General features: G+C 70.1%; 22 protein-coding genes. 2 read left to right on the top strand and 20 right to left on the bottom strand.

Annotated features, from left to right (window positions below; genetic code table 11):
* Window positions 1-47 precede the first annotated feature (47 nt).
* Genes ccsB through IEZ09_RS11285 form a run of 3 tightly spaced genes read right to left on the bottom strand, consistent with a single transcriptional unit; the run spans window position 48 to window position 3,258 of the window.
* The gene (gene ccsB / locus IEZ09_RS11295) at window positions 48-965 is read right to left on the bottom strand and encodes a c-type cytochrome biogenesis protein CcsB (RefSeq protein ID WP_189253587.1); all 918 of its coding nucleotides are present in this window, start codon (window positions 963-965) and stop codon (window positions 48-50) included.
* The gene (resB, locus tag IEZ09_RS11290; RefSeq protein WP_189253690.1) at window positions 965-2,440 is read right to left on the bottom strand and encodes a cytochrome c biogenesis protein ResB; all 1,476 of its coding nucleotides are present in this window, start codon (window positions 2,438-2,440) and stop codon (window positions 965-967) included. Before resB ends, ccsB begins: the two co-directional genes overlap by 1 nt.
* Before the next feature lie 41 nt (window positions 2,441-2,481).
* The gene (locus IEZ09_RS11285) at window positions 2,482-3,258 is read right to left on the bottom strand and encodes a cytochrome c biogenesis CcdA family protein (RefSeq protein WP_189253586.1); all 777 of its coding nucleotides are present in this window, start codon (window positions 3,256-3,258) and stop codon (window positions 2,482-2,484) included.
* 128 nt (window positions 3,259-3,386) lie between these two features.
* Here IEZ09_RS11285 and IEZ09_RS11280 point away from each other — a divergent pair, with 128 nt between their 5' ends.
* Window positions 3,387-4,361, top strand: a complete 975-nt coding sequence (locus tag IEZ09_RS11280) for a M64 family metallopeptidase (protein WP_189253585.1) — start codon at window positions 3,387-3,389, stop codon at window positions 4,359-4,361.
* Between the two features lie 12 nt (window positions 4,362-4,373).
* Here the strand turns inward: IEZ09_RS11280 and IEZ09_RS11275 are convergent, their stop codons facing one another.
* The 15 genes from IEZ09_RS11275 to IEZ09_RS11205 form a co-directional block, all read right to left on the bottom strand.
* The gene (locus IEZ09_RS11275) at window positions 4,374-4,931 is read right to left on the bottom strand and encodes a TlpA family protein disulfide reductase (RefSeq protein WP_189253584.1); all 558 of its coding nucleotides are present in this window, start codon (window positions 4,929-4,931) and stop codon (window positions 4,374-4,376) included.
* On the bottom strand, window positions 4,928-5,557 hold the full coding sequence (locus IEZ09_RS11270; RefSeq protein ID WP_189253583.1) for a histidine phosphatase family protein: 630 nt from the start codon (window positions 5,555-5,557) through the stop codon (window positions 4,928-4,930). Before IEZ09_RS11270 ends, IEZ09_RS11275 begins: the two co-directional genes overlap by 4 nt.
* Window positions 5,554-6,849, bottom strand: a complete 1,296-nt coding sequence (gene hemL, locus IEZ09_RS11265) for a glutamate-1-semialdehyde 2,1-aminomutase (RefSeq protein ID WP_189253582.1) — start codon at window positions 6,847-6,849, stop codon at window positions 5,554-5,556. Before hemL ends, IEZ09_RS11270 begins: the two co-directional genes overlap by 4 nt.
* A gap of 11 nt (window positions 6,850-6,860) precedes the next feature.
* Window positions 6,861-7,220: a hypothetical protein gene (locus tag IEZ09_RS11260; RefSeq protein WP_189253581.1), complete on the bottom strand. Its 360-nt coding sequence runs from the start codon at window positions 7,218-7,220 to the stop codon at window positions 6,861-6,863.
* Between the two features lie 5 nt (window positions 7,221-7,225).
* Window positions 7,226-7,645 carry a transport-regulating membrane protein Mce1N gene (mce1N, locus tag IEZ09_RS11255; RefSeq protein WP_189253580.1) on the bottom strand — a complete coding sequence of 140 codons (420 nt, stop codon included), beginning with the start codon at window positions 7,643-7,645 and terminating at the stop codon, window positions 7,226-7,228.
* Window positions 7,645-8,265 carry a hypothetical protein gene (locus tag IEZ09_RS11250; RefSeq protein WP_189253579.1) on the bottom strand — a complete coding sequence of 207 codons (621 nt, stop codon included), beginning with the start codon at window positions 8,263-8,265 and terminating at the stop codon, window positions 7,645-7,647. Before IEZ09_RS11250 ends, mce1N begins: the two co-directional genes overlap by 1 nt.
* Window positions 8,262-8,660, bottom strand: a complete 399-nt coding sequence (locus IEZ09_RS11245) for a hypothetical protein (RefSeq protein WP_189253578.1) — start codon at window positions 8,658-8,660, stop codon at window positions 8,262-8,264. The genes IEZ09_RS11250 and IEZ09_RS11245 overlap by 4 nt, the downstream gene beginning before the upstream one ends.
* Complete coding sequence (locus IEZ09_RS11240) at window positions 8,657-9,100, bottom strand: hypothetical protein (RefSeq protein WP_189253577.1); 444 nt, start codon at window positions 9,098-9,100, stop codon at window positions 8,657-8,659. The genes IEZ09_RS11245 and IEZ09_RS11240 overlap by 4 nt, the downstream gene beginning before the upstream one ends.
* A gap of 9 nt (window positions 9,101-9,109) precedes the next feature.
* Window positions 9,110-9,619: a hypothetical protein gene (locus IEZ09_RS11235; RefSeq protein WP_189253576.1), complete on the bottom strand. Its 510-nt coding sequence runs from the start codon at window positions 9,617-9,619 to the stop codon at window positions 9,110-9,112.
* Entirely contained in the window at window positions 9,604-10,578 is a 975-nt protein-coding gene (gene hemB / locus IEZ09_RS11230; RefSeq protein ID WP_189253575.1) for a porphobilinogen synthase, read from the bottom strand. The genes IEZ09_RS11235 and hemB overlap by 16 nt, the downstream gene beginning before the upstream one ends.
* A 186-nt stretch (window positions 10,579-10,764) precedes the next feature.
* On the bottom strand, window positions 10,765-12,297 hold the full coding sequence (locus tag IEZ09_RS11225; RefSeq protein WP_189253574.1) for a bifunctional uroporphyrinogen-III C-methyltransferase/uroporphyrinogen-III synthase: 1,533 nt from the start codon (window positions 12,295-12,297) through the stop codon (window positions 10,765-10,767).
* A gap of 18 nt (window positions 12,298-12,315) precedes the next feature.
* On the bottom strand, window positions 12,316-13,251 hold the full coding sequence (hemC, locus tag IEZ09_RS11220; RefSeq protein ID WP_189253573.1) for a hydroxymethylbilane synthase: 936 nt from the start codon (window positions 13,249-13,251) through the stop codon (window positions 12,316-12,318).
* A complete protein-coding gene (locus IEZ09_RS11215; protein ID WP_189253572.1) occupies window positions 13,248-14,564 on the bottom strand; it encodes a glutamyl-tRNA reductase in 1,317 nt (438 codons plus the stop codon). The genes hemC and IEZ09_RS11215 overlap by 4 nt, the downstream gene beginning before the upstream one ends.
* A gap of 37 nt (window positions 14,565-14,601) precedes the next feature.
* On the bottom strand, window positions 14,602-15,330 hold the full coding sequence (locus IEZ09_RS11210) for a redox-sensing transcriptional repressor Rex (protein ID WP_370467702.1): 729 nt from the start codon (window positions 15,328-15,330) through the stop codon (window positions 14,602-14,604).
* Between the two features lie 325 nt (window positions 15,331-15,655).
* Complete coding sequence (locus tag IEZ09_RS11205) at window positions 15,656-17,125, bottom strand: molybdopterin-dependent oxidoreductase (RefSeq protein ID WP_189253571.1); 1,470 nt, start codon at window positions 17,123-17,125, stop codon at window positions 15,656-15,658.
* 65 nt (window positions 17,126-17,190) lie between these two features.
* Between IEZ09_RS11205 and IEZ09_RS11200 the strand changes: the two genes are divergently transcribed.
* Complete coding sequence (locus IEZ09_RS11200) at window positions 17,191-17,553, top strand: hypothetical protein (RefSeq protein WP_189253570.1); 363 nt, start codon at window positions 17,191-17,193, stop codon at window positions 17,551-17,553.
* 234 nt (window positions 17,554-17,787) lie between these two features.
* On the opposite strand, the gene IEZ09_RS11195 is transcribed toward IEZ09_RS11200, so the two are convergent.
* Both IEZ09_RS11195 and IEZ09_RS11190 read right to left on the bottom strand, forming a co-directional pair.
* The gene (locus tag IEZ09_RS11195; RefSeq protein WP_189253569.1) at window positions 17,788-18,684 is read right to left on the bottom strand and encodes an HAD family hydrolase; all 897 of its coding nucleotides are present in this window, start codon (window positions 18,682-18,684) and stop codon (window positions 17,788-17,790) included.
* 41 nt (window positions 18,685-18,725) lie between these two features.
* Window positions 18,726-19,796 carry a DUF5667 domain-containing protein gene (locus tag IEZ09_RS11190; RefSeq protein WP_189253568.1) on the bottom strand — a complete coding sequence of 357 codons (1,071 nt, stop codon included), beginning with the start codon at window positions 19,794-19,796 and terminating at the stop codon, window positions 18,726-18,728.
* Between the last annotated feature and the right edge of the window lie 23 nt (window positions 19,797-19,819).

Genomic DNA, 19,819 nt, shown 5'->3' with positions numbered 1-19,819 from the left:
GACGGTACGCAACCGACGCCGGTTCCATCGACCTGGGGGCTAACTCGTTAGAGACCCGCGTACGAATGCAACCCCGTGGTGACCAAGTTGATGAAGAACAGGTTGAACACGTTCAGCGCGAAGCCCACGACGTTGATCCAGGCGGCCCCACGACCACGCCAACCGGCCGTCGCGCGCGCGTGCAGGTACGCCGCGTAGACCACCCACGAGACGAACGCCACCGTCTCCTTGGGGTCCCAGCCCCAGAACCGGCCCCACGCGGCCTCCGCCCAGATCGCGCCGCAGATGATGCCCGCGGTGAACAGGGGGAACGCCAGCACCGTCGTGCGGTACGACATCCGGTCGAGCACGTCGGCGGACGGCAGCTTCGGGAAGCGGTCGGACTTGCTGTCCTTGAGCAGGTAGAGGATCGACGTCACACCGGGGATCAGCAGCACGCCGGAGGAGATCGAGATCACCGAGACGTGAATCACCAGCCAGTACGACCGCAGAGCCGGCTGGACGGGCGCCGACTCGGCGTAGAGGACCGTGCCGCCGAGGAACAGCAGGACCAGGATCGGCGTCAGCACGAACGCGCCGAGGCGGCGGATCGGGAACTTCGCCATCAGCACGATCCACGTCACGACCGCGGCGAGGCACAGCAGCGACATGTACTCGTACATGTTGCCCCAGGGCGCACGACCTGCGGAAAGACCGCGCATCACCAGCGAGGCCAGGTGCAGCAGCGCGCCGAGCACCGTCAGCGCGGCACCCATGCGGCCGACGCGCTCCGGCTTGCTGACGTCGCGCTTCGGCTCGGCGTCGACGAGGACCGGCGCACCGGCGCCGACCAGCGCCTCCGCCTTGCGCGGGGCACGCGCGAACGCCTGCTCGACCGCGTAGAGCAGGATCGCGAAGAGGTAGACGCCCAGAGCGCTGCGGTACAGCCAGTCGCTGTAGGTCGCGAGTGTCTCGTCAACCGGCATCAGGACTTCTCCTCGTTCAGAACCGCGCGGGCGAGCCGCGTGAACTCCTCGCCGTATCCTGCCTGGTCAGTGCGGGCAAGCCCACCGACCTCGACCAACGTACGCCCGTCGTCCCGAGGGGTCGCACGCACCCACACCCTGCGGCGCTTCACGGTCAGCGAGACCCCGAGGCCGAGAATGATCAGGATGGCGAACGCCAGCACGTACCCCTGCGTCGGGTCGTGCGAGACCTGCAACGACACCCAGTCGCTCACGGAGTCGAACCGCACCTTGGTGCCGTCGTCGAGCGCGATCTCCTCGCCCAGCGCGAGGTTTTTGCGCGCGACCTTCTGCAACCGGCCCTGCTCGACCATCTTCATGTCGATCGAGAAGATCGACTGGCCCCGGCCGTCGTCCACGCCGAGGTCACCGCGGTACACGTCGACCGCGACCATCGGGTTGTTCAGCGCGGGGAACTTCGAGTTCAGGATGTTGCCGTGCAGCAACGGCGTCGGCGCGAGCAGGCCCGTCACCGCGATCTGGTTCTTGCGCCGCTGCTCGGAGTCCGTCACGCCGGGCGGGTCGAACTTCGTGGCGCCCTCGGAGGCCAGCGTGCGCTGGTCGCTCGGCAGCCACTGGATGCCCTGCGTGCGCTTCTCGCCGTTGGGGAACGTCACCGTGAACGTCGGCGTGTACCCGTGCCCGAGCAGGTAGAGACGGTCGCCGCCGGTGCGCAGCGGATGGTTGACCTGCAGCGTGTAGGGCCGCCACGTGTTCGCGGCGAGGTCGTCACCCGACTGGTAGCGGATGTCCGCCTGGTACCCGACGGGCTGGCCGTTCTCCAGGTACTCGGCGGAGAACTTGCCGATCTCGACGCAGAACGGCGTGAGGTCCGTGCCGTCGACCCGCAGGCCCGGCCGGAACGAGTCGTAGTTGAAGATGCCGCCGTTGCAGAACTGCCCGCCGTTGGCCTGGACGATGACCTGGCCCTCGTAGCTGAACATCTTGCCCAGCGCGAACGACACCAGCAGCCCGAGCAACGCGAAGTGGAAGACCAGGTTGCCGGTCTCGCGCAGGTATCCGCGCTCGGCGCTGACCGTGTCGTCACCCGCGTCCATCCGCCAGCCGCGCAGGGCCTTCTTCGCCCGCCCGACAGCCACCTCCGGCGTCACGTCGAGCACGGCCTGGGCGTGGTGCGGCATGCGCGAGAGGTTGCGCGGCGTCAGCACCGGCTTCGCGCGCATCTGCTTGAAGTACTCCCACGTGCGGGGCAGCAGGCACCCGACGAGGGACGTGAACAGCAGCAGGTAGATCGCGGCGAACCACGGCGTGGCGTACACCTCGAAGAACCCGAGCTTGAGCAGGAACCGTCCCCACCACCCGTGCTGGGCGACGTACTCGTCGACCTTGGCCGCGTTCAGCGACAGCTGCGGCAGCAACGCACCGGGCATCGCCGCGAGCGCGAGCAGGAACAGCAGGGTCAGCGCGGTCCTCATCGAGGTGAGCCCGCGCCACGTGTTGCGGAGGAAGGCGATCACTAGAGCGGCAGCCTCACGACGTCGACGAACGAGTAGCGCAGCCACCCGACGAACTCACCCCAGAGCCCGGTGACCAGCGCGATCCCGACCATGATCAAGAGAACGCCGCCGAAGATCTGCACCTGCCGGGCGTGCGACCGCAGCCACTTCGTGACGCCCAGCGCCCACCGCGCCCCGAGCGCGAGCACCACGAACGGCAACCCGAGTCCCAGGCAGTAGGCCAGGACCAGCACGGCCCCGCGAGCGGTCGCCGACCCGATCTCCGTGCTCCGCGCCACCGCGAGCACCCCGGCGAGCGTGGGCCCGAGGCACGGCGTCCACCCGAGCGCGAACACGGCCCCGAGCAACGGCGCCCCGACCAACCCCGCCTTCGGCTTGGCGTGGAACCGCACGTCCTTCTGCAGCGCGGGCACGAGTCCGATGAACACGAGTCCCATCAGGATCGTGACGACCCCGCCGATCCGCTGGAACAGGTCGGCGTTCAGGAGCAACGCGTCCGACGCCCCGAGAATCGCCATCGAGGCCAGCGCGAAAACGACCGTGAACCCGAGCACGAACAACAGCGAGGCCCCTGCCACCCGCCACCGCCCCTGCTTGGCGGGTTCGTTCGCGTCGACCCGAGGCGCCTCGGCCCCGACCAGCCCGGCGAGGTACGCCAGGTAACCGGGAACCAGCGGCACCACACAGGGTGAGGCGAACGAGATGAAACCAGCGAGCAGAGCGACCCCGGTGGCCAGCAGCAAGGGCCCGGAGATCGCCAGATCGGTGGGGTTCACACACCTCAGAGTAGGTAGTTGCCCGGATCACGTGACGACCGGTGTCCCTTTCACACCCGCCCGACTGGCCCGGAAGTACCGACGATCGCCGCCTTGTGGGTGACATCACGGTTGCTTAGCGTCAGCGCATGCACCGTGCCCGGCTGATCCTCCCTGCGCTCACCGTGACCGCGCTGGCTCTGTTCGCGCAGGTACCGGCCGGCGGCGCTGCCCCTGCGATGGAATGGCGCGAAGTCTTCAACGAAGACGGCTCCATCACCCAGACCCTCACCCCGAAGGCCCCTGCCGAAAAGACCACAACCGGCTTCCGAACAGCCGTCGCGGCCAACGTCGTGCAGATCGCGGGCAACGACGGCCCGTCGTCCGAACGGTTCGACCTCGTCTTCGTCGGCGACGGCTACACGGCTGACGACCTCGAAACGTACGCGGCCAACGTGGAGAGCAAGTGGGCCGAGCTCTCCGCCGTGCAGCCGTTCGCGGAGTACAAGGGCAGCTTCAAGGTCTGGCGCGTCGACGTCATCTCGAACGAGTCCGGTGTGGACCACGACCCGACCAAGGGCGTCCTGAAGGACACCGCGCTGGACATGGGTTTCTGGTGTCAGGGCCGGGATGCCAACACCGAACGCCTCCTCTGCGTGAACGAGACCAAGGCCAAGGAGTACGCGGCCCTGGCCCCACAGGCCGACCAGGTGATCGCACTCGGCAACACCGCCAAGTACGGCGGCGCGGGCGGCTCGGTCGCCACCGCCGCGGGCTCCAACGCCCAGTCGGGCCAGATCGCGATCCACGAGCTCGGCCACTCCATCGGCGGCCTGGCCGACGAGTACGACTACCCGTACCTCACCTACACCGGCGCTGAGCCGAGCGAGATCAACGTCACCAAGGACCCGACCGGCGCGAAGTGGGGCGAGTACCTGGGCCAGCCGACCCCGGACGGCGGCGTGATCGGCCCTGTCGAGGGTGCCCGCTACTACAAGAACGGCCTCTACCGCCCGAGCGCCAACTCGATCATGCGAACCCTGGGCAAGGAGTTCAACTCGATCGGCAGGGACGCGATGATCAAGGCGTTCCAGGCGAAGATCACGCCGCCGGCCACTCCCTGACCGCGCGGCGAGTCACTCCTTGGCGAGCTCGTCGAGAACGGGCTGGACGTCGGACGCGAGGACGGGAACCAGGAACACCGCCGCCACCTTGTGGTTCTTGTCGACGACGAACGTCGACGGCACGGTGTTGGCAGGAAGACCCTTGAAGACGTTGATGAAGCTGCGACTGGAAGCGTCGTAAATGGACGGATACGTCAGCGACCGGTCCTTCATGAAGTCCTGCGGATGGCTCTTCGCGGTCTCCTTCACGTCGACACCGACGACCTGGGTCCCTGCCTCGAACAGCTTCTGCATCTCCGGAGCCTCGGTCCGGCACGGCCCGCACCAGGCACCCCAGATGTTGATCACAACGGGTTTGCCTGCGTAGTCGGCCAGCCGGACCGTCTTCCCGTCCTCCATGAGCGACTCGCCCTCGAGCCCGGTGAGCGCCTTCCGCTCGGCAGGCGCATACCGGATCTTGACCTGCCCACCGGGCGCGACCAGGTAGAAGTCGCCGCCGCCGATGGGAGCGGCGTCCTTGCCCACGGTGCACCCGGACACGAGCAACAGCAGGACGAGCAGCCGCTTCATGCCCCGGTCACCCGCGGGTTCGTGGCGCCGACCGGCTCCGAGTAGGCGATCCGCACCAGCTGCTCACCCTCGAAGATCAACGAGGTCAGCGAGGCCAGCGAGCACTCCCGGCGGCGCGGGTCGTGCCACATCCGCTTGCCCTCCAGGAACCGCCGCACCGTCCAGATGGGCAACTGGTGCGAAACGCACACGGCCTCATGCCCTTCGGCGGCCGCGCGAGCCTTCTGCACGGCGGCGAACATCCGGTGGGCGATCTCGATGTACGGCTCGCCCCACGAGGGCTTGAACGGGTTGACGAGCTTCGGCCAGTGCTGCGGCGACCGCAGAGCCCCGTCCCCGACGGCGACCTTCAACCCCTCGAACTGGTTGTCCGCCTCGATCAGCCGCTCGTCGGTGGCGAGCTCCAGGCGGTGCGAGTCGGCGATCGGCGCCGCGGTCTGCTGCGCCCGCTCCAACGGCGAGGCGACGACGTGCACGATGTCGTGGTCCGCCAGGTGCTCGGCCACGGTCAGCGCCTGCTTCTGCCCGCGCTCGGACAGCCGGAAACCGGGGATGCGGCCGTACAGGATGCCTGTCGGGTTGTGCACCTCACCGTGGCGCAGCAGATGGACGACGGTGCGGGTCACTGGCGAGCCTCCTTGGCAGCGCGAGCCGCGGCAGGCAGCGCGTCGGCGATCACGGCGAACTCCTCTTCCCCCATGGCGGCGTTGACGAACCACGCCTCGAACGCCGACGGCGGCGCGTAGACGCCTCGTTCCAGCAGGGCGTGGAAGAACGGCGGGAAGCGCCACGTCTCGCACGCCTGCGCGCCCGCGTAGTCCTTCACCTCGGAAGAACCGAAGAAGACGCTCACCAGGTTCCCGGCGAACTGCACGCGGTGCTCGACGCCCGCGTCGGTCAGGGCCGCCGTGAACAGCGCGCCCAGCCGCGTCGCGTTGCGGTCGAGGGCCGCGTAGACCTCGGCGTCGGCGGCGCGCAGGGTCGCGAGACCGGCCGCCACCGCGACGGGGTTACCGGACAGCGTGCCCGCCTGGTAGACGGGGCCGGAGGGAGCCAGGCGGGCCATCACGTCCGCGCGGCCGCCGAACGCCGCCGCGGGCAGACCGCCGGACATGACCTTGCCGAACGTGTAGAGGTCGCCGCGGACGCGCTCCAGGCCGAACCAGCCCGCGCGGGAGACGCGGAAGCCGGTCATGACCTCGTCCATGATCAGCAACGCGCCGTCGGCGTCGCAGATCTCGCGCAGCGAGGCGTTGAACTCCGGCAGCGGGGCGACCGCGCCCATGTTGCCCGCCGCGGCCTCGGTGATGATGCAGGCGATCTCGCCGGGGTTCTCCTCGAACGCCGCCCGCACGGCCTCGATGTCGTTGTACGGCAGCACGATCGTGTCCGCGGCCTGCGCGCCCGTGACGCCGGGCGAGGTCGGCAGGCCCAGGGTCGCGACGCCGGAGCCCGCCTGGGCGAGCAGTGCGTCGACGTGGCCGTGGTAGCAGCCGGCGAACTTGATGACCTTGCGCCGCTCGGTGAAGCCGCGGGCCAGCCGGATGGCGCTCATCGTGGCCTCGGTGCCCGAGTTGACCAGGCGCACCTGGCGGACCGGCTCGACGCGGTCGATGATCTCGGCCGCGAGCTCGATCTCACCCTCGGTCGGCGTGCCGAACGACAGGCCGTTGACCGCCGCCTTCTGCACGGCGTCCACGACGGACGGGTGGGCGTGCCCGAGGATCATCGGGCCCCACGAGGAAACCAGGTCGACGTACCGGTTGCCGTCCGCGTCCCACAGGTGCGGGCCCTCGCCGCGAACCATGAAACGCGGGGTGCCGCCGACGGAGTGGAACGCCCGCACCGGAGAGTTGACCCCGCCGGGGGTCAGCGTCGACGCGCGCTCGAACAGGGCCTGGGATCGACTCGCAGTCACGTCCCCCAGTCTCACACGTCGGCTTCTGCGGCTTTCTGGGGCCGGGTGCGCACGGCCAGCACGACCTGCCGCACGGCGTCGAGAGCGAGGATCACGGCCAGCGTGAAGGCGCCGACCGCCGTGCCGAGCCAGTTGCCGTGGTAGCGCGTGGAGATGAACGGCTCGTGCCCCTCGAGGATCGGGTACGCGAGCTTGACCACACCCCGGTTCCAGGCCCACACGGCGAGCCACACCAGCAGGACGATCGCGACGACCTCGCCCGCGGCGATGAGCCACCGCTTGGGCTGGTGCAGGCTCGGACCGGCGGGCGGTGCCACGTCAGGCTCCTCCACCGCGGTCTCCGACTCCTGATCGGTCACGGCCTCTGTCACGTCGCTCACCCTCTCACGACCCGGCGCAACGCCGCGAGCAAGGCTTCCGGATCACGCGCCCACGCGAGCACCACCGTGCCGTCGAGCAGCCGCAGCGGCACCGCGGTCGTGCCCTTCGGCACCGACCAGCCACCGCCGAGCACCCGCGCCCCTGCCGGTGCCCCGACGTCCCGGCAGGCCTCGATCATCGACACCGGCAGCCTCTCCCGCCCGAACTGGGCCTCCTCGGCCGTGAGCGCGACGCTGCCGGTCTTGATCCTGCCGTACACCCACAACACCGCGCCGAGCGTCAGACCGAGCCCCACGGCCGTCCACAGCGCCACGGACGCGGGACCGGTGATGAGTTCGATCAGGTACCCGGCGACCGCGAACGCCGGTCCCCACAGCAGCGGCCACCAGCTGCTGCCGGACTCGCGGTACAGCACTACCGCACGAACTTGTTCGAGGCGGGCAGGAACTGCAGCACCACGGCCGCGACGGTCAGCCCGATCACGACGATGCTGATCGCCACCCCCGCCTGCCACACCGGCGCCTGCAGGCCCAGCAGCATGATCGCGATCATCGACATGAACCCGAGCACCCCGAGGACCGTGAGCAGGATCCGCGCCCAGTTGTGCCCGTTGCGCAGGACGATGGCGAACGCGACGTACGGCGCCGCGGCCACGAGCATGCCGAAGCCCGCCATCACCGCCCAGACCTGCACGAGCAGCTCGGGAGCCTCGCTGATCTCCGGGTCGCTGTCGGTGCGCAGGTCGGCGGCGATCGAGTCCATGTTGCTCAGCAGCAGCACCGGGATCACCGCGACGGACAGCACCGCGGCCGCGATCCAGATCCACATCGCGGCGGTGATCGTCGCCGGCCGCGCCGGTGCCAGCTCCTGCGGCAGCACGGGCGCGAGCGGTGCCATCGAGAAGCTCGCCTGGCCGACGTGGCTCACCTGGTACTGGCCGGGAGGCTGCGGCGCCACCGGATAGGACCCCGCCGGGTTCTGCCACTGCGCGTTGTCCTGGTTCGCCCACGGGTTCGGGTCCTGGGGATTCGTCACTGCTCACGCACCTCCGCCAGCCACTGTGCCGTACGCGCCTGCCACGTGAAGACGATTGCGACGCAGATGAGCAGCAAAGTGACCAGGGCAGCCGGACTGACGCCCACGAGCAGCAACCACAGCATGTGCACGATCGCCATGAGCGACAACGCGATGCGCGGCCAGTTCTTCCGCTTCAGGAACATCCGGGTCAGCCAGCCGTACCCCGCCGCGAAGAGCACCGACACGACGGTTATCGCCACCAGGAAGTTCGTCACCTCGCCGGACGGCCTGCCGCTCAGCCGCTCGATCTCACCGCGCTGGAACCACAACCCCGCGGTGGTGAACAGCACGAACACGGCGATGGCGAGCCACAGGCCGACCGCGATCCGCACCGGCCGGGGAGCGTCGTTCACGTCAGCTGCTCGCGCTCGGTCAGGTGGTCGGTCGACTGCCGGAAGTAGAACAGCACGAGACCCGCGATGGCGATCAACGCCGCCACCACGCCCAGCGTGTTCGTGATCATCTGGAAGAACAGGCCGATCAGCAGCGTGATCATCAAGCCGGTGCGGCTCTTCTTCAGCCCGTTGCGGACCTTCCCCGCGAACCACACCGCGAGGGCGGCGAGCACGACCGTCACCACCAGCGAGACGATCAGCACGACGTTGACCGTGTTGGCGATCATGTCCGGGGTGGCCTTCTGGTCCTTGTTCCCCTGGACGGCGGCGTCGATCAGCTGCTGTTTGCCGAGCAGCACGTACACCGCCGCCAGCACGCACAACACCGAGCCGGTCACGACGAGCCAGTAGCCCGCGGTGATCGTGGCGGGAGTGCCCGATTCCTTCGGAGACTTCACGGTCGGAACTTAGGACCGCGGAGAAGCGCTGTCCACCGTGACGCGCTTCCTGAAGTGCGCCGACACCCGGTACATCAGCACGATCGCGATCGCGTCCAGCACCGTCGTGACGAAGGTGACGCCGAGGTCGACCGGCGACATCGCCACCCCGAGGCCGGCGGCGATCCCGCTGGCCCACGCGACCAGCCGGAACAGTCCGAACGCGACGGAGGCGGCGCCGAGAACCGTCAGCACGATCCGAGCCCAGTTCCGCCCGCGCGCCATCGTGTTCGCCAGCCGCGTGTACGCGACGAGGATCGTCACGGCGATCAGCAGGCCGAACATGATCCCGCCGTTGACGCCGGCGTCGATCTGGTCCTGGCCGAGCGCCGGGTTCTGCCGGCGCGCCTCGGCGATGAGCATCTCGCGGTCGAAGAGCTGGGCGACGAACCGCACCACGCCGACGCACGCGCTGGTGATCCACAACCAGCGCGCGACGTCGACGAGCTTCGGGACCGGGGCCTTTACCTGTCCAGCCACCGGGCGGCTTCCACGGCCCAGTAGGTCAGCACCATGTCCGCGCCCGCGCGCCGGATGGCCGTGAGCGATTCGAGGATCGCGCGCTCGCGGTCGATCCAGCCGTTCGCGGCGGCGGCCTCGATCATCGAGTACTCGCCGGAGATCTGGTACGCCGCAACGGGAACGTCCGAGACCTCGGCGACGGACCGCAGCACGTCGAGGTACAGCAGCGCCGGCTTGACCATGACCATGTCCGCGCCCTCGGCGAGGTCCAGCTGCACCTCGCGGATGGCCTCACGGCCGTTGCCGGGGTCCTGCTGGTAGGTCTTGCGGTCACCGGCGAGCTGCGACTCCACGGCGTCGCGGAACGGGCCGTAGAACGCCGAGGCGTACTTGACCGAGTAGGCGAGGATGCCGGTGTCCTGCAGGCCCGCCTCGTCCAGCGCGTTGCGGATGAAGCCGATCTGGCCGTCCATCATGCCGCTGGGGCCGACGACGTGAGCACCGGCGCGCGCCTGCGCGACGGCCATCTCGCCGTAGAGCTCCAAAGTCGCATCGTTGTCCACGGTGCCGTCCGCGGCGAGCACGCCGCAGTGGCCGTGGTCGGTGAACTCGTCGAGGCAGCAGTCCGACATCAGCACGGTGCTGTCGCCCAGCTCGGCGCGGAGGTCGGCCAGCGCGACGTTGAGGATGCCGTTCGGGTCGGTGCCCGCGGAACCGACGGCGTCGCGCTCGGCGGGAACGCCGAACAGCATGATGCCGCCGACACCGGCCTGCACGGCCTCGACCGCGGCCTTCCGCAGCGAGTCACGGGTGTGCTGCAGGACGCCGGGCATGCTGCCGATCTCGGCGGGCGCGCTCAGGCCTTCCTTGACGAACATCGGCAGGATGAGCTGCCTCGGGCGCACCTCGGTCTCGGAGACCAGGCGGCGCATGGCGGGCGTCGTGCGCAGACGCCTCGGCCGGTGAAGTGGGTACATCTCCGAACTCCCATGTGGAGCTTTCCAGAGGGCCGGCCTCCTGGTCGGCTCTCACCGGGTCCGCGATTTCGCGTCGGTCATCCGGTCACCCATTCTCCTCGATTTCGGCGGAGCCCAAATCGAGGCGAATGAGTCGGCCGGATGACCGACTTCAAGGCGAAATCGCCGCCGCGCCGGAGGCGCGGCCTATGAACGCCGCAGGCGCTTGGTCTTGCGCGGAGGAGGCAGCGCTCCTTCGGCGCGCAACCGGGCGGCGTGGGCGGCCAGCGCGTCGACCAGCGCGGGCACGTTCGCCTCCTCCGGCTGCACGTCGACCCGGAGGCCGAACTCCCGCGCCGTCTCGGCGGTCTGCGGGCCGATGCACGCGACGAGCGTGCGGGCGTGCGGCTTGCCCGCGATGCCGACCAGGTTCCGCACGGTCGACGACGAGGTGAAGCACACCGCGTCGAAGCCACCGGACTTGATCATCTCGCGGGTCTCGGCGGGCGGCGGGGCCGCACGCACGGTGCGGTACGCCGTCACGTCGTCGATCTCCCAGCCACGCTCGCGCAGGCCGGCGGCCAGCGTCTCGGTGGCGATGTCGGCCCGCGGCAGCAGCACGCGGTCGACCGGGTCCAGGATGTCGTCGTAGGGCGGGAAGTCGTTGAGGAGACCCTCGGACGACTGCTCACCGGACGGCACGAGCTCGGGGATGATGCCGAACGAGCGCACCTTCGCGGCCGTGGCCTCGCCGACACAGGCGATCTTCACGCCGGAGAACGCGCGGGCGTCCAGGCCGAACTCGCGGAACTTCTCCCACACCGCGCGGACGGCGTTGGTCGAGGTGAAGACGACCCACTGGTAGCGGCCGTCGACCAGGCCCTTGACCGAGCGCTCCATCTGCGCGGGGCTGCGCGGCGGCTCGACCGAGATGGTCGGCACCTCGACGGCGATCGCGCCGTGCGAGTGCAGCCGCTCGCTCATCGCACCGGCCTGCTCCTTGGTCCGCGGGACCAGCACGCGCCAGCCGTACAGCGCCCGCGACTCCCACCAGGAGAGCTTCGAGCGGGCGGCAGCGGCGGCACCGACCGTGACGACCAGCGGGCCGTTCAGCTCACCGGCGTCGGCGGCGACGGAGGCCAGCGTGGTGTCGATGGTGCGCTGCTGGAAGCCGGTGCCCTCGGCGGTCACGGCGACCGGGGTCTGCGGCGCGAGGCCGTTCTCGACCAGGTTCGACGCGGCCTCGGCGAGGTGCGAGCCGGTCGCGTGCAGCACGAGAGTGCCGGGCGAGGCGGCGAGACCCGCCCAGTCCGCGACAGCGCGCACGTCGACCTCGGTGTGCACGCCACCGAGCGCGACACCCGCGTAGGCCGGGACGGCGGTGCCCGACGGCACGCCGGGAACGACGTCGAACGGGATCGTCGACTTCGCGACGGCCTGCGCTTCCTTCACGACCGAGTCGAGCGTCAGCGGGTCACCCGCGACGAGACGGACGACGGTGGCGCCGTTCTTCGCCTCGTTCACCAGGTCCTTGGCCACGTCGGCCGACTCGCCGACGGCGGGGCGGACCTCGACTCCCTCGGCCACGGTCGCGAGGACGTCCGAAGGGACGTCCGGGTCGGTGACCACGAGCTCCGCACGGGTGAGCAAGTCGTGGGCCCGGACCGTGAGCAGCCCGGTGTCGCCTGGGCCGGAGCCCACGAAGGCGATGCGTCCGGGGGTCTTGCGTGCGCGGGTCATCAGGGCACTCCCCATCGATTACGCCTCTGGGCCGCTGAGCACGGCGGCCCCGAGGTCGAGCAACTCGGCGGCCAGCGCACGGCCGAGTCCCTCAGCTTCGGTCAAGTCACCGGTGGCGGACGCACGGAGGAGATCGTTCTCCGGCGTCGCGGCGACCCCGCGCAGGGAAAGGCGGTACACGACCTTCCCCTCGTCGTCGAGGTCTTCCACCACATCGGCCAGCGCGCCGACCGGCGCGCTGCAGCCCGCCTCGAGCGCGGCCAGCATGGCGCGCTCCGCGGTCACAGCGGCCCGGCTGGCCGAATCGTCCAGAGTGGACTGGATCAGGTGCTCGGCGTCGACGTCGTCGACCCGGCACTCGACTGCCAACGCGCCCTGCGCGGGCGCGGGAAGCATCTGGATGGGCTCCAGCGTCTCGGTGATCTCGTCAGCGCGGCCGAGGCGCGCGATGCCGGCACGAGCCAGCACGACGGCGTCGAGCTCTCCACTGCGGACCTTGCCGATGCGGGTGTCCACGTTGCCGCGCAACGGAACGATGTTCAGCCCGAGGCCCAACGCCTCCAGCTGGGCGGCGCGGCGCGGCGATCCGGTGCCCACGGTGGACCCCGGCAGCAGCTCGCCGAGCGTGAGGCCGTCGCGCGCCACGAGAGCGTCGCGCGGGTCTTCGCGCTGGGGCACTGCCGCGAGGACCAGACGGGGGTCCGGCGCGGTCGGGAGGTCCTTGTAGGAGTGGACGGCGACGTCGATCTCACCGTTCGCGAGCGCGTCGCGCAGCGCGGACGTGAAGACGCCGATGCCGATCTGGGCGATGGGCGCGTCGGAGAGGTCACCCGGCGTCTTGATGACGACGATCTCGACCTGTGCTCCGGCAGCCTTCAACGCCTCGGCGACGGTCCCCGTCTGCGCGAGCGCCAGCGCGCTGCCACGGGTACCGATCCGTAGGGTGCGGGTCACCGCGTTTCACCATCCACTGAAGACTTCTTGGTCTGGCTCACGGCCCCAGGCGTCTGGGGGTCGAGCCCGAACAGTTCGCGGAGAGCCTCCGCGTAGCCGGTACCACCCGGCGAGGAGGCGAGCTCCTTCACCCTGACGGTCGGCGTGTGCAGGAGCTTGTCTACAACGCGGCGCACCGTCTTGGCCAATTCACCGCGTGTCGCGGCGTCCAGTTCGGGAAGTCGCGAATCAAGGCGGAGCAGCTCGGCGTCGACCACCTCGGCCGCCCGCTTGCGCAGCGCCGTGACGGTCGGGGTGACCTCGGCGGAGCGCTGGGTCGCCAGGTAGGCCCTGACCTCGTCGGCGACCAGCTGGGCTGCCAGCCGCGCGTCCTGGCCCGCCGGGGCGTCCGAGAGGCGCCGCTGCAGCGTTTCCAGGTCCACCACACGAACGTTCGGCAGCTCGGCCGCGGCCGGGTCGACGTCCTTGGGCAGGCCGAGGTCGCACACCACGAGCGGGCGCGACCGCTTGCCGATCATGTCCGCGCGGACCACCGTGTCGACCGACCCGGTGCACGCGAAGACGATGTCCGCGAGATCGAGTTCACCGGCCAGGTGGGCCAGGTCGACGGCCGTCGCGGGGACGCCCTCCGCCTTCAGCGACGTGGCCAACCGCACACCGTTGGCCTGCGTCCGGTTGGCGATGACGACCTCACCGATGCCCGCCCTGCGCAGGTGCGCGGCCGCCAGGCCGCCCATGGCGCCCGCGCCGACGAGCAGCGCGCGCTTGCCGACGAGGGTGCCCAGCGCGGCCTCGGCGTCGCCGAGCGCCTCGGACACGACCGACGCGCCCGCGTGGTCGATGCCGGTCTCTGCGTGGACGCGCTTGCCGACGCGCAGCGCGTTCTGGGTGAGCTCGTGGACGGTCTTGCCGACGGTGCCAGCCTCGTCCGCCGCCGCGTACGCACCGCGCAGCTGGCCGAGGATCTGGGACTCGCCGACGACCATCGAGTCGAGGCCCGCCGCGACGGAGAACAGGTGCTCGACGGCAGCGGCGGCGTAATGCACGTAAAAGTGCTCGTAGAGCGACTGCGGGTCGACCTGGGCGTGCTGCGCGAGCACGTCGACGACCTCGGACATGCCGCCGTGGAACGACTCGACGACGGCGTAGACCTCGACCCTGTTGCAGGTCGACAGGACCATCGCCTCGGAGACGCTGGGGGCGGCCAGCAGCTGGCCGAGGACCTTGGGCAGGTCCGGCTCGGCCACGGTGACGCGTTCGAGGACCGGGACCGGGGCGGTGCGGTGCGACAGACCGACTACGAGCACGCTCATGCTCTCACCACGTCTGCCGGAGCCGTCTGGCTCACGCTCACGGGCGAATCACCATCCCGTCCACACCGAGTCCGTTGTTCCCGACCGAGACGCCGCCGCCTGAGTTGTGCACGGCCTCGTCCGCACGTCGAGCGACGTGGAACGACAGGATCTGCATCTCAACCGCCAAGTCAACCTTGCGCACCTCGACGTTGTCTGGAACCTGAAGGACAACTGGTGCAAAGTTCAGAATGCACTGGACGCCCGCAGATACCAAACGGTCGCAAACCGACTGAGCGGCGGGAGGCGGCGTCGCGATCACTCCGATCGAGACCTCGCGCTCCAGGCAAACGGCGGTGATGTCGTCGATGTGGCTGACGGGAATGCCCCCAACAGGCACTCCGATGAGATCGGGGTCGACGTCGAAGAGGGCGGTGACCGGGAAACCGCGGCCGGGGAAGCCGCCGTAGTTGGCCAGAGCGTGACCAAGGTTACCGATGCCGACGACCGCGACGGAGTGGTTGCGGGTGAGCCCGAGGATGCGCTCTATGTGGCTCACGAGGACCTCGACGTCGTACCCGACGCCCCTCGTGCCGTACGACCCGATGTAGCTCAGGTCCTTGCGGAGCTTGGCCGCGTTGACGCCGGCGGCCTGGCTGAGCTCCTCGCTGGAGACGGCCGTCACGCCCTGGTCGGCCATGCCGGACAGCACGCGGAGGTACACGGCGAGCCTGGCCACGGCCGCCTCGGGGATCGCGCGGGCGCGCTCCCTGTCGGCAGGCTCCAGAGGGGTGGTGGTCGTCTCACCTTCGCCCCGCTGTGATGCCACGCTCTCCGACCTCCGGGTGTGCTTCACCGCAGGGACCCCGCGGCGTTGGTGATGCACACACCGTACCGCTTGTGAACGCATGCACAAAGTCGGCGCGTGCCCGCCACAGTGCTGGTCACGGGGTGTGACCAGCACTGGAGCGGTTGTTGATCTCTACGGGGTGAGCGGCTCGCCGATCGCGAACACGGTGGCGTTCCCCGTCAGCGCGTTGCCGCCCGGGACCGGCGCGCCGTTCACCGTCAGGTTGTCACCCCGGTCATTTGGAACGAATTCTCTTGTGGCTCTACTCGACGGTGAAAGAAATGGAATGCCACCCGGTGACGCCGTCCGGAATCGGATCGAGCCGCGCCTGGTCCTGCGTGTAACCGCTTTTGTCGGTCGCCCTGCACTCGACCGTGTGATTACCGGGCTTCAAGTCGAGCTCGATCCGCCACATCCGCCACGTGCTGTCACTGACGTCCGCGCCCAGCTCCGCTTCCCGCCACGGCCCGCCGTCCGCACGGACCTCGACCTTGGCGACGCCCTTCGGCTGCGCCCAGGCCGTACCGGCGACCACCGTCCTGCCCCGGATTTTGCCCAGCCCCCTGGGCCGGTCGATTCGTGACATCGTTTTGACAGGAGCCCTGACGGCCCAGCCGCGTGGAATCCAGTAACCCTGCTCTTTCGCGAACGTGGTGACGTTCAGGTCGGTCACCCATTTGGTCGCCGAAACGTAGCCGTACAGCCCCGGCACCACGAGCCGCGCGGGAAATCCGTGCTCGGCGGGCAGCGGTTCGCCGTTCATGCCGATCGCGATGAGGCCGCGTTCGAGGACGTAATCGAGCGGGCTGCCCGCCGTGAAGCCGTCGTCGCTGGTGCTGAACAGCTGGTCGGCACCTGCCTTCACACCGGCTTCGCGGAGCACGTCACCGATCTTGATGCCGATGAACTTCGCGGTGGAGATGTACGGTCCGCCGACCTCGTTGGAGACGCAGGTCAGCGTGACGGTCTCCTCGACCAGGTCGCGCTTGCGGATCTCGTCGAACGTGAGGACCGCGGGACGCTCGACCATGCCGTGGATCCGCAGGGCCCACTCCTCGGCGCGGATCCGCGGGACGCTCAGCGCGGTGTCGATGCGGTAGAAGTCGTCGTTGCTCGTGATGAAGCTCGGGGTGCCGTCCTTGAGGAAGTCGGCGTTGACCGGCACCTCCGGCGCCGGAGTCCTCGGCTTCAGCTCGCCGACGGCCTGGCGCGACCCTTCGACGTCCGTGCGGCTGCCGAGGACCTGCCCGGCGAGGCCGGCCACGGCCGCGAGCCCGGCCGTGACGAGGAAGTCGCGCCTCGTCCGGCTCTCCTCGGTCTCCTTGTGCAGGTAGCGGAACACGAAAACGCCCGCGGCCATGCTGGCGAGCGGCGCGAGGACGCTGAGCTGACCCACGTCCGGTCGGTTCAGCACGGCCACGACACCCACCAAGCCGAGCACGACCGCGACCACGGTGCCTGGAGTGGGGCTCCTCCTGCTGGCCAGACCGGCCGCGACACCGATGCCCGCGAGAACGACCGCCATGCCGGTGAGCAGGACGAGCTTGTCGGCGGTGCCGAACGTGGAGACCGCGAAGTCCTTCAGCCAGGACGGGGTGAGGTCGATCGCGGCGTTGCCCACGGCCAGGTACGGCGAGGCCGACAGACCCACGAAAGCCGCCACCAGGTGCCCGGCCGCGAGGGCGGCGATGAGCGCGAGCAGTCCGGTGAGCGCGGCCTTGACGGGCTTCATGCTCTCATTCGACACCGGTGAGGCCGTGGTTCGCCTCAGCTGTAAGCGCCTGGTAATCAGTTGGTGTGAGCGACTGGACGCCGTGGGACGAGGGCGAGTACCTCGCCTACCTGGAGACCGAGCGCGCGCACTTCGCCTGGGTGATGCGGCACTACGGCGGCCTGTCCGAGGAGGAGGCCCGGCGGGCGGCGGTCGAGTTCTACGAGTACGAGCCGCCGGACGCGTCCCATCGCGGCTTCGTGTTCCACGAGGTGGCCTGGCACTGGGCGATGGAACACCTCATGGCCGGCTGCGACTACCCGTACTGGCACACGCACCCGGTGCCGGAGCCGCCGCCGGACTACCCCGGCTACGTCGCGCCTGAGGACGTTGCGCGGCCGACACCGGGCGAGCTGGACGCGTTGCGGCGGAAGCTGGGCGGCGGCTGACCTGCGCCTGGCCACGTCAGGCCCGAGAAGGCGCCGCTGCTGACGGCACTCCGGATGCAGGCCGCCGCGCGCCGCGCCCTACTTCACCCGGCAGCCGCACACCCCCACGCCGGACACCGACGGGACGCCGATCGAGGCCGCGCGCCGAGCCTCACCTCACTCGGCAACCGCACGCCCACGTCGAGCACGGACGGCACGTCGCTCCTGGCAGCCACCCCGCCCAGCGCGAAGCCCCTACTTCACCCGCCGCCGGTACGCCAGCGTCGCCGCCACCGCGCCGGCCAGCGCGCCCGCGCCCAGCACCGACGGCACGCCGATCTTGGCCGCCTTCCGGCCCGTCCTGAAGTCGCGGATCTCCCAGCCCTTGCGCCGTGCGATCTCCCGCAGCTGCGAGTCGGGGTTCACGGCGACGGCCGTGCCGACGACCGAGAGCATCGGGACGTCGTTCGACGAGTCCGAGTACGCCGTGCAGCGCCGCAGGTCGAGGCCCTCCTTGGCGGCCAGGGAGCGCACCGCCTGGGCCTTGGCCTTGCCGTGCAGCAGGTCGCCCACGAGCCGGCCGGTGTAGACGCCGTCCACCGACTCCGAGACCGTGCCGAGTGCGCCGGTCAGGCCCAGGCGGCGGGCGATGATCTGGGCCAGTTCGACCGGGGTGGCGGTGACGAGCCACACGCGCTGACCTGCGTCGAGGTGCATCTGGGCCAGGGCCTGGGTGCCCTTCCAGATGCGGTCGGCCATCAGCTCGTCGTAGATCTCCTCGCCCAGGGAGACGAGCTCGGCGACGCTGCGGCCCGCCACGAAGGACAGGGCCTGCTCGCGCGAGGCCTTGACCGACGCCGGGTCCTCGCGGCCGCCCACGCGGAACTTCAGCTGCTGCCAGACGAAGCCCGCGAGGTCGGACGAGGAGAAGTACTTGCGCGCGGCCAGGCCGCGGGCGAAGTGGAAGATCGACGCGCCCATCATCATCGTGTTGTCGACGTCGAAGAACGCGGCCGCGGTCAGGTCCGTGGGCACCGCGAGGGAGGCCTCGAGCTCTGGCGCCGCCGCGGCAGCCTGCACCGCCGCCTCGGCCGATGCCTCGCCGGCCAGCACGGCCAGCCGATCGCTCTCCATCTCACGCTTGCCCGCCATGTCACAAGCCTAGCGATCAGGTCCGACGGCAAGACCTCGACTCATCCGAAGCTGATTCCGGGCAGCAGCGGCAGCGAGATGCTGGGCAGCGGCAGGGGCAGCGGGATCGTGATTCCCGGCTTGTCCGACGCCGGCGGCGTGGACGTGCCCGGCTGCGACACCGGCGGGACCCCGGTGCCCGGCTGCACCGACTGCGTCGGCTGCGTGGACGACGCGGACGACGACGAGGGCTGGCCGGAGGGCGTGGGCTGGACCGAGGACGGGGCGCGGCCGGACGAGTTCGGGTCCGTGACGACCGAGGCGCACTCGTCCCTGGACGGCAGCGGGCCCAGCTTGTCAGAGGAACCGCTGACCACCTCGGCGCAGCCGGCGCGGGCGGCCAGGTCGTGTGCGCGCTGGGCGATGCTCGCTAGCAGCCACATCGTGGTGTCGGCGTGGGCACCGGCGTCACCGGGCAGGCGCGGGCGCAGCGTGCCGAGCTTCACGTACTGGGCCAGCGCCCAGTCGCGCAGGGCAGGCAGCGCCTTCTCGTCCGACGACGTCGCGTAGGTCGTGAACTGGCGGGCGCCCTCCACCGCGTCGGTGTTGAGGTCCGCCAGGGCGGTGAGCTGGGCCGACTGGTCGGCCGCGCGGTCGGCCAGCGTCTCCATCTCGCTGACCCTGGACGCGGCGAACTCCAGGTGTTTCAGAGCGCGCGACTCGTCGTCGAAGGTCAGGCCGAGCGAGGCGCTCTCGGTGGTGCGCTTGACTCCGTAGAGCGGGTCTCCCGGGAGCGCGTCACGGCTGAGCAGCACACTCATGCCGCCGAGCGACATCAGCAGGCAGAGCACGGCGGCCGCTGCGACTGCTAATCGTGCGCGCGCTCCCACGCGTCTTACCGACGAGAGGACCAGCGGCTTCTCCGGCGGCGGCGCGGTGAGGATGCGCTGTTTCATGCGCGCACGCGTCTCGGCGTCGGGGCCGACGTCCATGCCGCGGAGCAGGGCGACGATCGCCAGGTCGTCAGCGAGATCGGAGTCCCGGCCGACCGGCTGCGGACCGCCTTCCACCGCACGGGCGAATCGCTCGTGCTCCGTGTGCCGCCACCGCGGTGTGCTTCCCTTACCGTCCATCTCAGCCCGAGTAACGAAGTTGA

It is taken from the genome of Lentzea flava (genome assembly GCF_014648475.1).
Lineage (GTDB): Bacteria > Actinomycetota > Actinomycetes > Mycobacteriales > Pseudonocardiaceae > Lentzea > Lentzea flava.
This window is presented reverse-complemented; position numbering and strand designations above follow the sequence as displayed.

Excerpts from the sequence above, each read along its gene's own strand:
- ccsB (WP_189253587.1), bottom strand. The coding sequence starts at position 965 with ATGCCGGTTGACGAGACACTCGCGACCTACAGCGACTGGCTGTACCGC.
- resB (WP_189253690.1), bottom strand. The coding sequence starts at position 2,440 with ATGAGGACCGCGCTGACCCTGCTGTTCCTGCTCGCGCTCGCGGCGATG.
- IEZ09_RS11280 (WP_189253585.1), top strand. The coding sequence starts at position 3,387 with ATGCACCGTGCCCGGCTGATCCTCCCTGCGCTCACCGTGACCGCGCTG.
- IEZ09_RS11275 (WP_189253584.1), bottom strand. The coding sequence starts at position 4,931 with ATGAAGCGGCTGCTCGTCCTGCTGTTGCTCGTGTCCGGGTGCACCGTG.
- hemB (WP_189253575.1), bottom strand. The coding sequence starts at position 10,578 with ATGTACCCACTTCACCGGCCGAGGCGTCTGCGCACGACGCCCGCCATG.
- IEZ09_RS11225 (WP_189253574.1), bottom strand. The coding sequence starts at position 12,297 with ATGACCCGCGCACGCAAGACCCCCGGACGCATCGCCTTCGTGGGCTCC.
- IEZ09_RS11215 (WP_189253572.1), bottom strand. The coding sequence starts at position 14,564 with ATGAGCGTGCTCGTAGTCGGTCTGTCGCACCGCACCGCCCCGGTCCCG.
- IEZ09_RS11205 (WP_189253571.1), bottom strand. The coding sequence starts at position 17,125 with ATGAAGCCCGTCAAGGCCGCGCTCACCGGACTGCTCGCGCTCATCGCC.
- IEZ09_RS11195 (WP_189253569.1), bottom strand. The coding sequence starts at position 18,684 with ATGGCGGGCAAGCGTGAGATGGAGAGCGATCGGCTGGCCGTGCTGGCC.
- IEZ09_RS11190 (WP_189253568.1), bottom strand. The coding sequence starts at position 19,796 with ATGGACGGTAAGGGAAGCACACCGCGGTGGCGGCACACGGAGCACGAG.